Origin of the sequence: Streptomyces avicenniae (assembly GCF_000719135.1) — a bacterium.
In the GTDB taxonomy this organism is placed as follows: Bacteria; Actinomycetota; Actinomycetes; order Streptomycetales; family Streptomycetaceae; genus Streptomyces; species Streptomyces avicenniae.
In genome coordinates this window covers 153,018-167,631 of record NZ_JOEK01000011.1, presented here as the reverse complement: position 1 = coordinate 167,631, position 14,614 = coordinate 153,018, and the positions used below count along the sequence as shown (strand labels likewise).

Genomic DNA, 14,614 nt, shown 5'->3' with positions numbered 1-14,614 from the left:
CGGGTTGTACTTACGGACCCTAACGCGCGGTACCGACGGACCCATCCCGACCAGGGAACTGTTCGCTGTGAGCGCAGGGTCCCGACCCCGGGCGTTCCGGGGCCGGGACCATGGCCGGTTCATGCCCGCGCCAGGGCCCGGCGGAGCGCCGGGTCCCGGTCCGCGCGGCGGGGTCAGGACTTGTCGGCGGCCTGCTCGCCGTCGGCGACGGTCTCGGCCGCGTCCGCGGTGACGTCGGCCTGCGCGTCGGCGTCGGAGGCGGCGTCCTCCTCCTCGTCGTCCAGCCGGACGGGCTCGCCGTTGCTGTCCTTGACGGTGACGGACTCGACCACCAGGGCCAGGGCCTTGCCGCGGGTGACCTCGCCGACGAGCATCGGCACCTGGCCGCCCTCGACGACGGCCTTGGCGAACTGGTCGGGGCTCATGCCGGAGGACTGCGCGCGGCGCATGAGGTGCTCGGTCAGCTCTTCCTGGCTGACGTTGAGGTTCTCGACGCGGGCGATCTGGTCCAGCACGAACTGGGTCTTGATGCCCTTCTCGGCCTGCTCGCGCAGCTCCTCGTCGAACTCGTCGGCGGTCTTCTCCTGGAGCTTCAGGTAGGCGTCGAAGTCCATGCCGAGCTGGGGCAGCTGGTGGTGCTCCAGGTTGTGCTTGCGGGTCTCGATCTCGTCCGCGAGGAGCTTCTGCGGCATCGGGACCTCGACCAGTTCGAGAAGGGCGTCGAGCACCTTCTCCTGCGCCTCGGTGGCCTGCTGGTACCTGCGCTCGTCGCCGAGGCGGCGGGTGCTGTCCTCGCGGAGCGCGGCCAGGGTGTCGAACTCGCTGGCCAGCTGGGCGAAGTCGTCGTCCAGCTCCGGCAGCTCGCGGGAGGAGACGGTCTCGACCGTGACGGTCACCTCGGCCTCCTGCCCGGCCGCGGAGCCGCCCTTCAGCTCGCTGGTGAAGGTGGCGGTGCCCCCGGCCTCCAGGCCGGTGACGGCCTCGTCGAGACCGTCCAGCATCTGGCCGGAACCGATCGTGTAGTTGACGCCCTGGGCGACGCCGTCGTCCAGCACGTCGCCGTCCACGCGGGCTTCGAGGTCGATCTTCACGACGTCGCCCTCGGCGGCGGCCCGCTCGACCACGGTGGTGGAGGCGAAGCGGTCACGCAGCCGCTCGACGGCCTCGTCCACGTCCTCCTCGGGGATCTCGACCGCGTCCACGGTGACCTCGATGCCGGAGTAGTCCGGGATCGTCAGCTCGGGGCGGATGTCCACCTCGGCGGTGAAGGTCAGCAGTTCGTTGTCGCGCAGCTCGGTGATGTCCACCTCGGGCTGGCCCAGCGGGTTCAGCTCGCCCTCGGTCACGGCCTCGCTGTAGAACTTCGGCAGCGCCTCGTTGACCGCTTCCTCCAGCACGGCGCCACGGCCGAAACGCTGGTCGATGATGCGGGCCGGGATCTTGCCCTTGCGGAAGCCGGGCACCGTCACCTGCTGGTTGATCTTCCGGTACGCCGCGTCGAGGCTGGGCTTGAGTTCCTCGAAGGGCACCTCGACAGTGAGCCGAACCCGGGTGGGGTTCAGGGTCTCCACGGCGCTCTTCACGGTCGGTCTCCTTGGGGCTGACGTCAGGGGAAGCACTCCCTGGAGGCCCTTGGAGGCTCCGGGAGGCGCCGATGGCGCCCCGTATGCGGACACACCACAGGCGCGCAGGCAGGCTACTCATAGTACGTGGTCGGGGTGGCCGGATTCGAACCGACGGCCTTCCGCTCCCAAAGCGGACGCGCTACCAAGCTGCGCCACACCCCGTCCGGCTCACGATGCGACACGTAGCGTACAGGGCCGCGCGCGGTCCGGTTTCCCCGGGGCGTCGGCCGGCGACCTGGGCGGGAGGGCGGCCCGCGCCGCCTCGGCGGGCGGCGCTGGTACGATACGCATCGCGCCGTACCCGGTCGGCACGACCGGCCGATGGACCGTCACGGTCCCCGGCGCCCGGCGGGCGTAGCTCAATGGTAGAGCCCTGGTCTTCCAAACCAGCTACGCGGGTTCGATTCCCGTCGCCCGCTCTTCACGAGGCCCGGCTCCCCCTCGGGGGCCGGGCCTCTCGCGTGCGCCCGGCCGGTCACTCGCCGCCCGACGAGCTGTTGATGGAGTCGTCCACGGAGTTGACGCCGTCGGTGATCGACTCAAGGAAGTTGTTTATGGGGTCGGCGGCGCCCGTGGAGGCGAGGGAGAAGCCGAAGAGGATGGCCACGATGGCCGGGCCCCACTTCATGGACCCGCTCCTGATCATGAAGAACAAGATCACCCCGAACAGGAGGGCCAGAGAGAACGAGATAACCACAACTGATCACACCTTACGGAAGGTTCGCCTCTGCTCCGTCAACAGCTTGACCACGACCGCCGCGGCCTCGCAGGAACCATCGTGCCATCAACTACGCCCCAGGTGGAGAGCGGTGACGCTCCGTCCACCACTGTCCGGCCACCTGCGCACCGTCGGGGCCGCCGGGGAGCGCGTTACCGTTCCGTTAAACGGGGCCCGTGCATGAGGGGTGATTTCCCGGGCATCCGGAGAGGCTGACCAATTCGCCTCCGGGGCCTTCCGAGCCGGATTTCCCAGGGGAACACCCGCGCGTCAACCCCCTTGCAGGACGCCACCGTTACGCCCCTTTTACTCCTTCTTCTTCAGGGGCGAACCATCCCATAACGGTCATCGTGCCGCCGGATTGCACAGGCCGGTCGCGAATCGTCACCGAAATCTCCATGGGAATCGCCACACCGCCCGACGCGGAATGTACGAATGCCGCGCGAGCCGCTATCGTGCGGACAATGTTGCACGTCCGTAATCAACAAGCGTCGCCGCCCGCCCCCACGGCGCCCGCGGCCGACCCCCCACCTGCTGTCGCGGACGACGGTGCACGGACCGGGCGCAAGGAGCGCGATCCCTTCTTCGACAACGCGAAGTACCTGGCCATCGTCCTCGTGGCCGTCAGTCACGCCTGGACCCCGCTGCGCGACGACTCGCGCGCGGCCTCGGCCCTCTACGCGTTCGTCTTCACGTTCCACATGCCGGCCTTCATCCTCATCGCCGGATACTTCTCGCGCAGCTTCACCGCCCGTCCCGACCAGCTGAAGCGGCTGATCACCGGCGTCGGGGTGCCGTACCTCGTCTTCGAGGTGCTGTACATCCTGTTCGCCAGGGCAGGCTGGGGCGGTGACGACCCCGACCTCCCGCTGAGTCTCCTCGACCCCTACTACGTGACCTGGTTCCTGGTCGCCCTGTTCCTCTGGCGACTGACGGCGCCGATCTGGCGCCTCGTGCGCCACCCCCTGCCGATCGCGCTGGCCGTCGCGGCCATCGCGTCGATGTCCCCCCACTTCGGCAACGACCTCAACATCCAGCGCGTCCTCCAGTTCCTCCCGTTCTTCGTGCTCGGCACGATGATGCGCCGCGAGCACTTCACCTGGATGAGGCGCACGGAGGTGCGGGCCCTGGCCGTGCCGGTGCTCCTCGTCGCGCTCGCCGTCGCCTACTGGTCCGTCGGGCGCCTGGACCAGAGCTGGCTCTACCGCACCAACTCCGCGCAGGAGATGGGCGAACCCGGCTGGGTCGGGCCCGTCATGACGCTGGCGCTCTTCGGCTGCGGGCTGCTGCTCACCGTGGCGTTCCTCGCGCTGGTCCCCACCCGGCGCACCTGGTACACCACGCTCGGCGCGGGCACCGTCTACGGCTACCTGCTGCACGGCTTCGTCATCAAGGCGTCGCGCTGGTGGGACTGGTACGACGTCGGCTGGGTCGGCTCCCCCGCCGGGCGCGTGGCGGTGACGGCGATCGGCGCCGTCGTCGTGACGGCGCTGTGCACGGCCCCGGTGCGCAGGGCGTTCAGGCCCCTGGTCGAGCCGTCGATGGACTGGGCGTTCAGGAAGCCGCAGCCCGTCCTGTCCGGCGGCGACCGGGCGGTGGGCGACGGTCCCCTGGGCGACCGGGGCGGGCCGGGCGGCGCGGTGGTCCGCGCGGACCCGCCCGCCCGGTCGCCGGGTGAGGCGTCCGCCGCCGACGGCGGCCAGCGCCCGGTGAGCGCCGGGGGCTGATCAGTCGAGCGTCACGCCGTGGCCCGCCAGGTACTCCAGCGGGTCCACGTCCGTCCCGTAGTCCTCGCCGGTCCTCACCTCGAAGTGGAGGTGGGGACCGGTGCTGTTCCCGGTGTTGCCCGAGGCGCCGACGGTGGTGCCGCCCGTCACGTCCTCGCCGACCCGGACGTCGATCTCCGACAGGTGGGCGTAGAGCGTGTAGTGGTCGTCCTCCATACGGACGACGACGAGGTTGCCGTAGTCACCCGACCAGGCGGCCGTGACGACGGTCCCCGGGCCGACGGAGCGGACGGTGGTGCCGACGGGCGTCGCGAAGTCCACGCCGGTGTGGTAGCCGGCGGCCCAGTCGCCCGGCCTGCCGTAGGAGGCGGAGATCGGGTGGCCGCTGACGGGGGCCGTCCAGCCCTCGGCGGAGAGTTCGTCCCAGCCGCGGCGTCCGTACGGGCGCTGCGCGCGGCGGTCGCGTGGGTCCGCGGGGGCGGCGCGCTCGGCGTGGTGGTGGGAGCCGAGCGCTTCGAGGTGGTGCGGAGGGTCGAGGCTCTCCAGGAACTCCAGGGCCTCGAACGGTTCGAGGAGCCCCGACGCGTCGAGGGACGCGAGCGCGTCCTGCGGCTCCGGCCGCGCGAACCCGCCCGTCCCGAACGGGAGTCCGGCCGGTGGCGGCGCGTCGGGCCGGGTGGACGAGGCGTACGACACGTCGCGCGGTACGCCGTCCTCGACCGCGCCGGACGCGGCGGCCTCGGCGGGCGACCGGCCGTCGTCCTCGCCGTCACCCCCGGCGAGCGCCCAGGGGCCCGCTATGACGAGCGCCCCGGCGAGGGTGCCGCCGACGACCTTGCGGGTCAGGCGGGCGGAGGAGGGTGACCGTCGCGGGGGGAACGGCGCGGGGCGCCGTGCCGGGAGTGGGCTCATGCCTTCGAGCCAAGGCCAGCCGGGGGCCGTCCGCATCCGCCGGGACGTGCGCCGCACCGCCGATCGGCCGACAGCGCGGCCGGGACCGCGCCGTCATCGGCGCTGCTCAGGGCGGCCAGTCGGCCCGGCGGGGCACGGCGCGCAAGGCCGCCCCGCCGGGTGATCACTCCCGGCCGATGAGCAACAGCGCCCGGTCGTCGTTCACATCGCGCGCGACGGCCTCGACGAGGTGCCAGGCCGCGCCCCGGAAGCCGGTGGCGACATAGCGGTCCGCCTCGCCGGTGAGGCGGTCGATGCCCTCGCTCAGGTCGCGTCCCGGCCGCTCCACCAGGCCGTCGGTGAAGAGCATCAGCACGTCGCCGCGCCGCAGCGTGCCCTTGGCCGGGTGGAACTCGGCCTCGTCCCAGACGCCGAGGAGCGGCCCCTCGGCGGCGATCTCCTGCCAGCGGCCGGTGCCCGCGCTGAGCTGGACGCCGGGGAGGTGTCCCGCGGAGAGCAGTTCGTAGTCGCCGCTCTCCAGGTCGAGGACGAGGTGCACGGCGGTGGCGAAGCCCTCGTCCCAGCTCTGGCGCAGGAGATAGCCGTTGGCGGCGGGCAGGAACGCGTGCGGCGGCAGGGAGCCCAGGAGTCCGCCGAACGCGCCGGACAGCAGCAGGGAGCGGGAGGCGGCGTCCATGCCCTTGCCCGAGACGTCGGCCAGCACCACTTCGAGGACGTGCCGCCCCGGGCCGGTGCGCGTGGCGACGACGAAGTCGCCGGAGAACGACTGGCCGCCCGCCGGGCGCAGCGACATCTCGCGGTGCCAGCCGTCGGGGAGCGCGGGCAGGGCGCTCTGCGTCCTGATGCGCTCGCGCAGGTCGAACAGCATGGTGCCGCCGCGCCGCCAGGGGACGCCGACGCGGCTGCGGAACTGCGCGATCAGCAGGCCGGTCAGGGCGACGGCGGCGACGACGAGGATGCTGCCGGGCGTCACCGGGTCGGGCATGCGCCGTTCGGTCTCGATGAGGGCCGTCTCCAGCACCAGCGCCGTGGCGACGACGGCGTAGAGGCCGAGGAGGCTGGCGGGGCGCAGCAGGAGGCCGCCCGCGACGAGCGGCAGGACGAGGGACTCCGGCGGGCACCATTCGGGCCAGGCGACGGTGGCGCCGCCGAGAAGGGGCACGAGGAGGAGGAGCGCGGCGAGGGCGAGGCGGTCGGAGCCGCTGCCGCGGAACCAATCGACGGCGACGCGGCGCACGGTCGTGCGCAGGCGGTGCGCAGCCTTGTGCGCGCGGGGTGCCCGTGCGCGTCGGGGCCGTGTCCTGCTGCCGCGTGCCATGACCAGGGACCTTAGCCACCCGTTCGGCCGCGCGTCGAACCTTTGGGGCGATTCCGTGGAGATCTGGCGTGGTACGGGTACGGATAATCCGTCGCGTTCGCCGGTGCCCTCTGTTAGGTATGGCGCCATGACGACGGAACTACGGGGACTTGACGCCGCCGATTGGGAGTCTTGGTACCGCTCGCTTGAGTGGGCGTTCGGTGGCGGGCGTGAGCCGTCCGAGGAGCGGGCCGCCTGGCGAGAAGTGACCGAAATTGATCGGTCGCTTGCCCTGTGGGACAAGGACCGGATCGTCGGCTCGTTCAGTTCCTTTTCCTTCCAGCTCTCGGTGCCCGGGGGCGCGCTGGTGGCCGCGGCGGGCGTGACGATGGTGCATGTGGCCCCCACGCACCGGCGGCGGGGACTTCTGCGGCGGATGATGCGTCAGGGGCTCGACACGGCGCGGGACGCGGGGGAGCCGCTGGCCGTGCTGACCGCCTCGGAACCCGCGATCTACGGGCGCTTCGGCTTCGGGGTGGCGACCCACGCGCTGAGCGCGACGCTGGACGTCCCCAGGACCGGCCTGCGGCTCCCGCCGGGGACCGAGGACGTGACGCTCCGCCTCGCCGACCCCGCCGAGGTGGTGGACCGCTGCGAAGAACTTTACGCCCGCCTGGTGCCCCGCCGTCCCGGCATGATCGCCCGGCAGCCGTCCTGGCCAGGGATGGTGCTGCTCGACCCGCGCGCCACGCGCGGGGGCGCGTCGCCCCGGCGCTGCCTGCTGGCGGAACGCGACGGCGAACTCGTCGGGTACGCGCGCTACGCGACGCTGGCCCGCTGGGCCGCGTCGGTGCCGGACGGCGTCGTCCTGGTGAAGGACCTGGACGCGGCCGACCCGGCGGCCTACGCGGCGATGCTGCGCTTCCTCATGGAACTCGACCTGATGTCGTCGGTCGAGTTGACGGGCCGTCCGGTGGACGATCCGCTGGTGCACCTGGTGACGGACATGCGGCGCAGCAGGCTGCGGGTGGCCGACCGGCTGTATCTGCGCCCGGTGGACGTCGGCGCGGCGCTCGGGGGGCGTGCGTACGCGTCCGAGGTGGATGTCGTGCTGGACGTGACGGACGACTTCTGCCCTTGGAACAGCGGCGCCTGGCGGCTGAGCGGCGGGCCGGGCGGCGCGGTGTGCGAGCGGACGCGGGACGCGGCCGACCTGTCGCTCGACGTGCGGGCGCTGGGCGCGGCCTACCTGGGCGGCACCTCGCTGGCGGCGCTCGCGGGCGCGGGGCAGGTGCGTGAGGAGCGTCCCGGTGCGCTGACGGCTGCGGCGACGGCGTTCTCCTCGCCGGTGGCGCCCTGGCTGCCGCACAACTTCTGACGGCGGGGTGGGGCGCGCGGGCGCGGTGGGGGGATCAGCGTCCGCGCGTCCGTGTCCGTGTCCGTGTCAGCGCCGCGCTCACCGCGAGGAGCGGGGGCAGCGCGACGCCGACGAGGGACGCGGCGCCCGTCACGGCGCTGAGGAGGAAGTCCCCGTCGTGGCGGGCCACTCCGACGTAGTAGCCCGCGACGACGAGCAGCAGCAGGACGTATCCCCCTGCGGCCGTGACGAGCACCTGGCGGACGAGGCCGGGCCAGCCCGCGCGGCGCCCGCCGCTGCGGGGACGGCCGCCGGGGTCGTCGCGCAGGGTGCGCAGGCCGGAGGCGAGCGCGCCCATGGTGAGCAGGTAGGCGACCAGCATCACCGTCAGGTCGAGGAGGTGCGGCACGGCGCGCTCACCCCTCGGGGCCCCGGAGCAGGAAGTGCCAGCCGCGGATGAACGCGTGCCAGCCGACCCAGAGCCACAGGGCGAACAGCGCCCAGCGGCCGATGTGGTGGCGCGTCACGGCGTCGATGGCCTGGCTGAGGGTGGGGATGCCGTCGGTGGGGCGGAGCAGTCCGGCGCCCTCCCAGGCGAAGAGGGCGCCGAAGAGGACGGCCCACACCAGATAGCCCCAGAAAGCGTGGTGCGGCGTCTGTGCCGCTGCCGCTGCTGCCATGGGGGCATCATGCGTCACCTGGCGGGCGGAACGGCGGACGCGCGCGGGGTCAGGCGGTGGTGTGCTGGCAGGTGGGGCACCAGAAGAGGTTCCTGGCGGCGAGTTGCGCGGTGCGGATCTCGGTGCCGCAGACGAGGCAGGGCATCGTCGCGCGGCGGTAGACGTAGACCTCGCCGCCGTGGTCGTCCACGCGCGGCGGGCGGCCCATGGCCTCGGGGGTGTGCTCGGGGCGGACGGTGTCGATGCGGTTGAGCCGCACGCCCTCCCGCATCAGCGTGACCAGGTCCGACCAGATGGCGTCCCATTCCGCCCGGGTGAGATCGCGGCCCGCGCGGTACGGGTCGATGCCGTGGCGGAAGAGGACTTCGGCGCGGTAGACGTTGCCGACGCCCGCGACGACCTTCTGGTCCATCAGCAGGGCGGCGATCGACGTGCGGCTGGCGTGGACGCGGCGCCAGGCGGCCTCGGGGTCGGCGTCGGGGCGCAGCGGGTCGGGGCCGAGGCGGTCCTCGACGGCGCGCTTCTCCGCGTCGGTGATGAGCGTGCAGGTGGTGGGGCCGCGCAGTTCGGCGTGGCCGGTGTCGTTCCACAGGCGCAGCCTGAGCTGGCCGACCGGCGGGGGCGGCGGCCCGTCGCCGAAGGCGACCTTGCCGTAGAGGCCGAGGTGGATGTGGACCCAGCTCGTCGCCTCGGCGCCGCCCGAGGGCGCGAGGGACCAGCCGAGGAAGAGGTGCTTGCCGTGCGCCTCGGTGGCGGTCAGCGGCCTGCCGTCCACGAGGGCGGCGCCGTCGGCGAACCTGCCCTGGGGGCTGTCCGCCCTGACCGGCCGCCCGCCGCCGAGCACGTCATCGAGATCGGCGGCGAGACGGTGGATGGTGTGGCCTTCGGGCATCGACGCGTCAGTCCTGCCCGGGGAGCGCGGGGAGGGTGCCGTCCGTCTCGTAGGCGGTCAGCATGGCGATGCGCCGGGTGTGGCGGGCGGCGCCCGAGTAGGGGGTGTCGAGGAAGGCCGCGACGAACGCCGTGGCCTCCTCCTGCGTGTGCATGCGCGAGCCGACGCTGAGGACGTTCGCGTTGTTGTGCTCGCGGCCGAGGCGGGCGGTCTCCTCGCTCCAGGCGAGGGCGCAGCGGACACCCGCGACCTTGTTGGCGGCGATGGCCTCGCCGTTGCCCGAGCCGCCGATGACGACGCCGAGCGCGCCGGGCTCCTGGGCGGTGCCCTCGGCGGCCCGCAGGCAGAACGGGGGGTAGTCGTCCTCGGCGTCGAAGACGAAGGGACCGCAGTCCACGGGCTCGTGACCGTGCTCAGTGAGCCACTCGACGAGGTGGGACTTCAGCTCGTAGCCGGCGTGGTCGGAACCGAGATAGACGCGCATGGGGACGAGTCTGTCACGGCCGTCGGCCGGCGAGACGCCAGGCCGTGGGGAGGGCTCCCATCGCCAGCGCGGCCTTGAGGGCGTCGCCGATGAGGAAGGGGACGAGCCCGGCCGCGGCGGCCTCCGACAGGCTCATGCCCGCGTCGAGCGCGAGGTAGGGGACGCCGACGCCGTAGGTGAGCGCGGTGCCGACCACCATCGTGCCCGCCGTGCGCAGGACGGTGCGGTCGCCGCCGCGTCCGGCGAGGGCGCCGACGGCCCAGGCGGCGAGCGCCATGCCGATGATGTAGCCGAAGGTCGCGCCGCCGGGGCCCGAGGTGCCGCCCTGGAACCAGGGCACGCCCGCCATGCCGACGAGGGCGTAGAGCACCATCGAGGCGAGGCCACGGCTCGCGCCGAGGGAGGCGCCGACGAGCAGCGCGGCGAAGGTCTGTCCTGTGACGGGCACGGGCGAGCCGGGCACGGGCAGGGTCAGCTGGGCGGCGATGCCGGTGAGGACCGCGCCGCCGACGACGAGCGCCGCGTCGCGTACCCGGGCGCGGGGCGCCGTGGCGGCGGGGAGCAGATCGGCCAGAACGGCTGTGCTCATGGGGATTCTCCTGGGGACGGTGACGGGAAGGGCCGGGCCCGGGGGCCCGCTGACTTGACGTCACGGTGACGCTAGCGGACGCGGGGCCTCGGCCCGGCGTGAGTTTGACGACATCGCCGCGTTGCTGCTGCTAGCGTGTTGTTGCAACTGACTCGCAACTAATGGAGATGGGCAACGGCATGGCCACCTACAGCCTCCCCGAACTCCCCTACGACTACGTCGCCTTGGAGCCGGTGATCAGCGGCGAGATCATCGAGCTGCACCACGACAAGCACCATGCGGGCTACGTCAAGGGCGCGAACGACACCCTGGAACAGCTGGCGGAAGCCCGCGACAAGGACCAGTGGGGGGCCATCACCGGGCTGGAGAAGAACCTCGCGTTCCACCTCTCCGGCCACATCCTCCACTCCATCTACTGGCAGAACATGACGGGCGACGGCGGCGGGGAGCCGCTGGAGGCGGACGGCACGGGCGAGCTGGCGGACGCGATCGCCGAGTCGTTCGGCTCGTTCGGCCGGTTCAAGGCGCAGCTGTCCAAGGCCGCCGCGACGACGCAGGGCTCGGGCTGGGGCGTGCTGGCGTTCGAGCCGCTGAGCGCGCGGCTGGTCGTCGAGCAGGTGTACGACCACCAGGGGAACGTCGGCCAGGGCGCGATTCCGCTCCTCGTCTTCGACGCCTGGGAGCACGCCTTCTACCTCCAGTACCGCAACCAGAAGGTGGACTTCGTCGAGGCGATGTGGCGCGTGGTGAACTGGCAGGACGTGCAGACCCGTTACGCGACCGCGAAGACGCGCGCGACCGGGGTGCTGCTCGTCCCCTGACGTCGGGTCAGGCACCCCAGGGACCCCCGGCCGTCTGATCGTCTTCTCACCGGATCGACCGATCCTCGGACAGACGGACGGGAAAGCGGCCGGTCCCCGCGCGGAGGCATCGCGCGGGGACCGGCCGTGTCGCGCGGCCCGGCTCAGTCGAACTGCGGGCCGACGTCGCGGGTGCGCTTGATCTCGTAGAAGCCCGGCGTGGCCGCCACCAGCAGGGTGCCGTCCCACAGCCGGGCCGCCGCCTCGCCCTTGGGCGCGGGGGTGACCACGGGGCCGAAGAACGCGAGCTGCCGGCCGTCCGCGCCCGGCACGGCGATGACCGGGGTGCCGACGTCCTGGCCGACCAGGTCGATGCCCGCCTTGTGCGAGGCGCGCAGCTCCGCGTCGTACGCGTCCGAGTCGGCGGCGTCGGCCAGCTCGGCGGGCAGCCCCGCCTCGGTCAGGGCGGCGACGATCGTCTCGCGGCTCTTCTCCAGGCCCTGCGGGTGGAAGCGGGTGCCGAGCGCCGTGTACAGCGGGCCGAGGACCTCGCTCCCGTGCTCACGCTCGGCGGCGATGCACACCCGCACCGGCCCCCAGGCGGCGCGCATCGCCTCGGCGTACTGCTCCGGCATCTCGTCGAGCCGGTTCTCGTTGAGGACGGCGAGGCTCATCACGTGCCAGCGCACCTCGACCGGACGCACCTTCTCGACCTCAAGCATCCAGCGGGACGTCATCCACGCCCACGGGCACAGCGGGTCGAACCAGAAGTCGGCGGGCGTCTTGTCGGACATATCAGGCTCCTCGGCCGTGGGAATGCGGGGACGGATCTCCGGTGCTCAACGATGCCGCGCGCCCCCGCATTCCGTTGTGCGGGTCGGGCACCGCGCGTGACATGCTGGCACGCGCCGACGAGCGAGGAGAGGAAGCACGCAGTGCCCGGAGAGAACCTGACACGCGACGAGGCCCGCGAGCGGGCGCGTCGCCTGCGCGTGCACGGCTACGAGGTGGCGCTCGACCTCCGCTCGGCCGTCGGCCCGGCCCAGGGGCCGGGACCACGGACCTTCAGGTCCACGACCACGATCCGCTTCTCCTGTACGGAGGAGGGCGCCGACAGCTTCGCCGACCTCCTGGCGCCGCACGTCCACTCCGTCACGCTGAACGGGCGCGACCTGCCGCCCGACCGCGTCTTCGACGGCAGCAGGGTGACGCTGCGGGGGCTGGAGCGGGAGAACACGCTCGTCGTGGACGCGAGCTGCGCCTACAGCCGCACCGGCGAGGGCCTGCACCACTTCTCCGACCCGGAGGACGGCGAGACCTACCTCTACACGCAGTACGAACCGGCCGACGCGCGGCGGGTGTTCGCGAACTTCGAGCAGCCCGACCTGAAGGCCCCCTACCGCTTCCGCGTCACCGCGCCCGCACACTGGACCGTGCTCAGCAACGGCGCCGAGGAGTCGCGCGAGGAGCTGCCGGGCACCGACGCGGCCACCTGGACGTTCGCCGAGACCCGCCCGATCTCCACCTACATCACGGCGGTGCTCGCCGGGCCGTACCACTACGTCGCGGACCACTACACGCGCGAACTGCCCGACGGGAGCACGCTGGAGATCCCCCTCGGCGCGCTGTGCCGCAAGGGGCTCGCGCGGCACTTCGACGCGGACGACGTCTTCCTCGTGACCAAGCAGGGCCTCGACTTCTTCCACGAGCACTTCGGATACCCCTACCCCTTCGGCAAGTACGACCAGGCGTTCGTGCCGGAGTACAACCTCGGCGCGATGGAGAACCCGGGTCTCGTCACGTTCCGCGAGGAGTACGTCTTCCGCGGCCGGACGACGCGCGCCGCCTACCACGGCCGCGCCAGCACGGTGCTGCACGAGATGGCGCACATGTGGTTCGGCGACCTCGTGACGATGGAGTGGTGGGACGACCTGTGGCTCAAGGAGTCGTTCGCCGACTTCATGGGCGCCCTGTCCCTCGTGGAGGCGACACGCTTCGACGAGGGCTGGATCTCGTTCGCCAACCGGCGCAAGGCGTGGGCCTACCGGGCCGACCAGCTGCCCTCCACGCACCCGGTCACCGCCGACATCCGTGACCTCCAGGACGCGAAGCTCAACTTCGACGGCATCACCTACGCCAAGGGCGCCAGCGTCCTCAAGCAACTGGTCGCCTACGTGGGCCGCGACGCGTTCCTCGACGGCGCGCGCCGCTACTTCCAGCGCCACGCGTACGGCAACACCCGGCTCGCCGACCTGCTGTCGGTGCTGGCCGAGACCTCGGGGCGCGACATGGCGGGCTGGGCCGAGTCCTGGCTCCAGACGGCGGGCGTCAACTCCCTGACGCCCGAGGCCCTGTACGGCGCGGACGGCAGGATCACCGAGCTGGCCGTACGGCAGGAGGCGCCCGCGTCCCACCCGACGCTGCGCCCGCACCGCGTGGCCGTCGGGCTGTACCGCCGCGCGGACGGGCGCGGCCCGCTGCTGCGGTACGCGCGGGCCGAGGCGGACGTGACGGGGCCGCGCACGGTCGTCGCGGAGCTGGCGGGCGAGGAGCGGCCCGAGCTGATCCTCGTCAACGACGAGGACCTGACCTACTGCAAGGCGCGCTTCGACGCCGACTCGCTGGACACGCTGCTCGCCGGGCTCGGCGGGATCGAGGACCCGCTGGCGCGCGCCCTGTGCTGGTCGGCGCTGTGGAACCTGACGCGCGACGGGCTGCTGCCCGCCCGCGACTTCCTCGGTCTCGTGCGCGACTTCAGCGGCGCGGAGAGCCAGATCGGCGTGCTCCAGATGGTCCACGCGTGGGCCCTGACGGCGCGCGACCACTACACCGCGCCGGAGCGGCGCGCGGCGGCGGGCGCCGAGCTGTCGGGCGTGGCGCTCACCGAGCTGCGCAGGGCGGCGCCCGGCAGCGACCACCAGCTCGCCTGGGCCCGTTTCCTCGCCTCGACGGCCGTCTCGGAGGCCGACCTGCTCCTGCTGGACGGCCTGCTGGCGGGCACGGCCAGGATCGACGGCCTCGACGTGGACCAGGAGCTGCGCTGGACGTTCCTCGCGGCGCTCGCCGCCGCCGGGCGCGTCGGTGAGGAGGGGCTGGACGCCGAACTGGCCCGCGACGACACGGCGTCGGGCAAGCGTCATCAGGTCCGCTGCCTGGCGGCGCGCCCCTCGGCCGAGGTGAAGGCGCGGGCGTGGCAGGACGTCGTGGAGTCGGACGCGCTGTCCAACGCGCTGGTCGAGGCCACGATCGACGGCTTCGCGCAGCCGGGGCAGCGGGAGCTGCTGGCCCCCTACACCGCGCGGTACTTCGAGATGATCGAGCGGGTGTGGCGGACGCGGACGATCGAGATCGCGATGGCGGTCGTCCGGGGCCTGTTCCCCGCGCTCCAGGGCGACCGGGACACGCGGGAGGCGGCCGACGCGTGGCTGACCGCGCACAAGGACGCGCCACCGGCGCTGCGCCGGTTGGTCCTGGAGGCGCACGCCGACCTGGCCCGTGCGCTGCACGCGCAGGAGGCCGACCGGCGGTGAGCC

General features: G+C 72.8%; 14 protein-coding genes and 2 tRNA genes. 5 read left to right on the top strand and 11 right to left on the bottom strand.

The genetic code is table 11. The annotated features are described in order from the left end of the window. Positions 1–173 precede the first annotated feature (173 nt). Positions 174–1,583 carry a trigger factor gene (gene tig, locus IF27_RS19875; protein ID WP_052851015.1) on the bottom strand — a complete coding sequence of 470 codons (1,410 nt, stop codon included), beginning with the start codon at positions 1,581–1,583 and terminating at the stop codon, positions 174–176. Between the two features lie 127 nt (positions 1,584–1,710). Beyond that, positions 1,711–1,787: transfer RNA gene (locus tag IF27_RS19870), tRNA-Pro, on the bottom strand. A gap of 186 nt (positions 1,788–1,973) precedes the next feature. Between IF27_RS19870 and IF27_RS19865 the strand changes: the two genes are divergently transcribed. Next, positions 1,974–2,044 (top strand) — tRNA-Gly (locus IF27_RS19865). A 56-nt stretch (positions 2,045–2,100) separates the two neighbouring features. On the opposite strand, the gene IF27_RS19860 is transcribed toward IF27_RS19865, so the two are convergent. After that, on the bottom strand, positions 2,101–2,322 hold the full coding sequence (locus tag IF27_RS19860) for a hypothetical protein (protein WP_052851014.1): 222 nt from the start codon (positions 2,320–2,322) through the stop codon (positions 2,101–2,103). Positions 2,323–2,807: 485 nt separating this feature from the next. On the opposite strand from IF27_RS19860, the gene IF27_RS19855 reads away from it, so the two are divergent. Beyond that, positions 2,808–4,070: an acyltransferase family protein gene (locus IF27_RS19855; RefSeq protein WP_110946062.1), complete on the top strand. Its 1,263-nt coding sequence runs from the start codon at positions 2,808–2,810 to the stop codon at positions 4,068–4,070. Here IF27_RS19855 and IF27_RS31915 read toward each other — a convergent pair whose 3' ends face one another. Continuing rightward, positions 4,071–4,982, bottom strand: coding sequence for a M23 family metallopeptidase (locus tag IF27_RS31915; RefSeq protein ID WP_052851013.1), 912 nt, complete (start codon positions 4,980–4,982; stop codon positions 4,071–4,073). It abuts the gene before it with no gap. A 163-nt stretch (positions 4,983–5,145) separates the two neighbouring features. After that, positions 5,146–6,300, bottom strand: a complete 1,155-nt coding sequence (locus IF27_RS19845; RefSeq protein WP_052851012.1) for a PP2C family protein-serine/threonine phosphatase — start codon at positions 6,298–6,300, stop codon at positions 5,146–5,148. A gap of 127 nt (positions 6,301–6,427) precedes the next feature. Here IF27_RS19845 and IF27_RS19840 point away from each other — a divergent pair, with 127 nt between their 5' ends. Further along, positions 6,428–7,657, top strand: a complete 1,230-nt coding sequence (locus IF27_RS19840) for a GNAT family N-acetyltransferase (RefSeq protein ID WP_052851011.1) — start codon at positions 6,428–6,430, stop codon at positions 7,655–7,657. A 34-nt stretch (positions 7,658–7,691) separates the two neighbouring features. On the opposite strand, the gene IF27_RS19835 is transcribed toward IF27_RS19840, so the two are convergent. From IF27_RS19835 to IF27_RS19815, 5 genes are read right to left on the bottom strand one after another with little or no spacing between them, the layout of a single operon-like run. Next, a complete protein-coding gene (locus tag IF27_RS19835; RefSeq protein ID WP_052851010.1) occupies positions 7,692–8,045 on the bottom strand; it encodes a DUF6256 family protein in 354 nt (117 codons plus the stop codon). A gap of 7 nt (positions 8,046–8,052) precedes the next feature. Next, positions 8,053–8,316 carry a DUF6186 family protein gene (locus tag IF27_RS19830; RefSeq protein WP_190233040.1) on the bottom strand — a complete coding sequence of 88 codons (264 nt, stop codon included), beginning with the start codon at positions 8,314–8,316 and terminating at the stop codon, positions 8,053–8,055. A gap of 49 nt (positions 8,317–8,365) precedes the next feature. Then, the gene (locus IF27_RS19825) at positions 8,366–9,208 is read right to left on the bottom strand and encodes an Fpg/Nei family DNA glycosylase (protein ID WP_052851008.1); all 843 of its coding nucleotides are present in this window, start codon (positions 9,206–9,208) and stop codon (positions 8,366–8,368) included. A 7-nt stretch (positions 9,209–9,215) separates the two neighbouring features. Continuing rightward, positions 9,216–9,692 (bottom strand): ribose-5-phosphate isomerase, encoded by a 477-nt coding sequence (locus tag IF27_RS19820; RefSeq protein WP_052851007.1) that lies wholly within the window; start codon positions 9,690–9,692, stop codon positions 9,216–9,218. A 13-nt stretch (positions 9,693–9,705) separates the two neighbouring features. Beyond that, positions 9,706–10,281 (bottom strand): biotin transporter BioY, encoded by a 576-nt coding sequence (locus IF27_RS19815; RefSeq protein WP_052851006.1) that lies wholly within the window; start codon positions 10,279–10,281, stop codon positions 9,706–9,708. 179 nt (positions 10,282–10,460) lie between these two features. Here IF27_RS19815 and IF27_RS19810 point away from each other — a divergent pair, with 179 nt between their 5' ends. After that, positions 10,461–11,102 (top strand): superoxide dismutase, encoded by a 642-nt coding sequence (locus IF27_RS19810; protein ID WP_052851111.1) that lies wholly within the window; start codon positions 10,461–10,463, stop codon positions 11,100–11,102. A 143-nt stretch (positions 11,103–11,245) separates the two neighbouring features. On the opposite strand, the gene IF27_RS19805 is transcribed toward IF27_RS19810, so the two are convergent. Further along, entirely contained in the window at positions 11,246–11,875 is a 630-nt protein-coding gene (locus IF27_RS19805; protein WP_052851005.1) for a DsbA family protein, read from the bottom strand. 141 nt (positions 11,876–12,016) lie between these two features. Here IF27_RS19805 and pepN point away from each other — a divergent pair, with 141 nt between their 5' ends. Beyond that, positions 12,017–14,611, top strand: a complete 2,595-nt coding sequence (pepN, locus tag IF27_RS19800; protein ID WP_052851004.1) for an aminopeptidase N — start codon at positions 12,017–12,019, stop codon at positions 14,609–14,611. Positions 14,612–14,614: the final 3 nt, after the last annotated feature.

What these genes read in the sequence shown, in the direction of transcription:
- IF27_RS19855 (WP_110946062.1), top strand. Translation starts at nt 2,808, where the DNA reads ATGTTGCACGTCCGTAATCAACAAGCGTCGCCGCCCGCCCCCACGGCG.
- IF27_RS31915 (WP_052851013.1), bottom strand. Translation starts at nt 4,982, where the DNA reads ATGAGCCCACTCCCGGCACGGCGCCCCGCGCCGTTCCCCCCGCGACGG.
- IF27_RS19845 (WP_052851012.1), bottom strand. Translation starts at nt 6,300, where the DNA reads ATGGCACGCGGCAGCAGGACACGGCCCCGACGCGCACGGGCACCCCGC.
- IF27_RS19840 (WP_052851011.1), top strand. Translation starts at nt 6,428, where the DNA reads ATGACGACGGAACTACGGGGACTTGACGCCGCCGATTGGGAGTCTTGG.
- IF27_RS19830 (WP_190233040.1), bottom strand. Translation starts at nt 8,316, where the DNA reads ATGGCAGCAGCGGCAGCGGCACAGACGCCGCACCACGCTTTCTGGGGC.
- IF27_RS19825 (WP_052851008.1), bottom strand. Translation starts at nt 9,208, where the DNA reads ATGCCCGAAGGCCACACCATCCACCGTCTCGCCGCCGATCTCGATGAC.
- IF27_RS19820 (WP_052851007.1), bottom strand. Translation starts at nt 9,692, where the DNA reads ATGCGCGTCTATCTCGGTTCCGACCACGCCGGCTACGAGCTGAAGTCC.
- IF27_RS19815 (WP_052851006.1), bottom strand. Translation starts at nt 10,281, where the DNA reads ATGAGCACAGCCGTTCTGGCCGATCTGCTCCCCGCCGCCACGGCGCCC.
- IF27_RS19810 (WP_052851111.1), top strand. Translation starts at nt 10,461, where the DNA reads ATGGCCACCTACAGCCTCCCCGAACTCCCCTACGACTACGTCGCCTTG.
- IF27_RS19805 (WP_052851005.1), bottom strand. Translation starts at nt 11,875, where the DNA reads ATGTCCGACAAGACGCCCGCCGACTTCTGGTTCGACCCGCTGTGCCCG.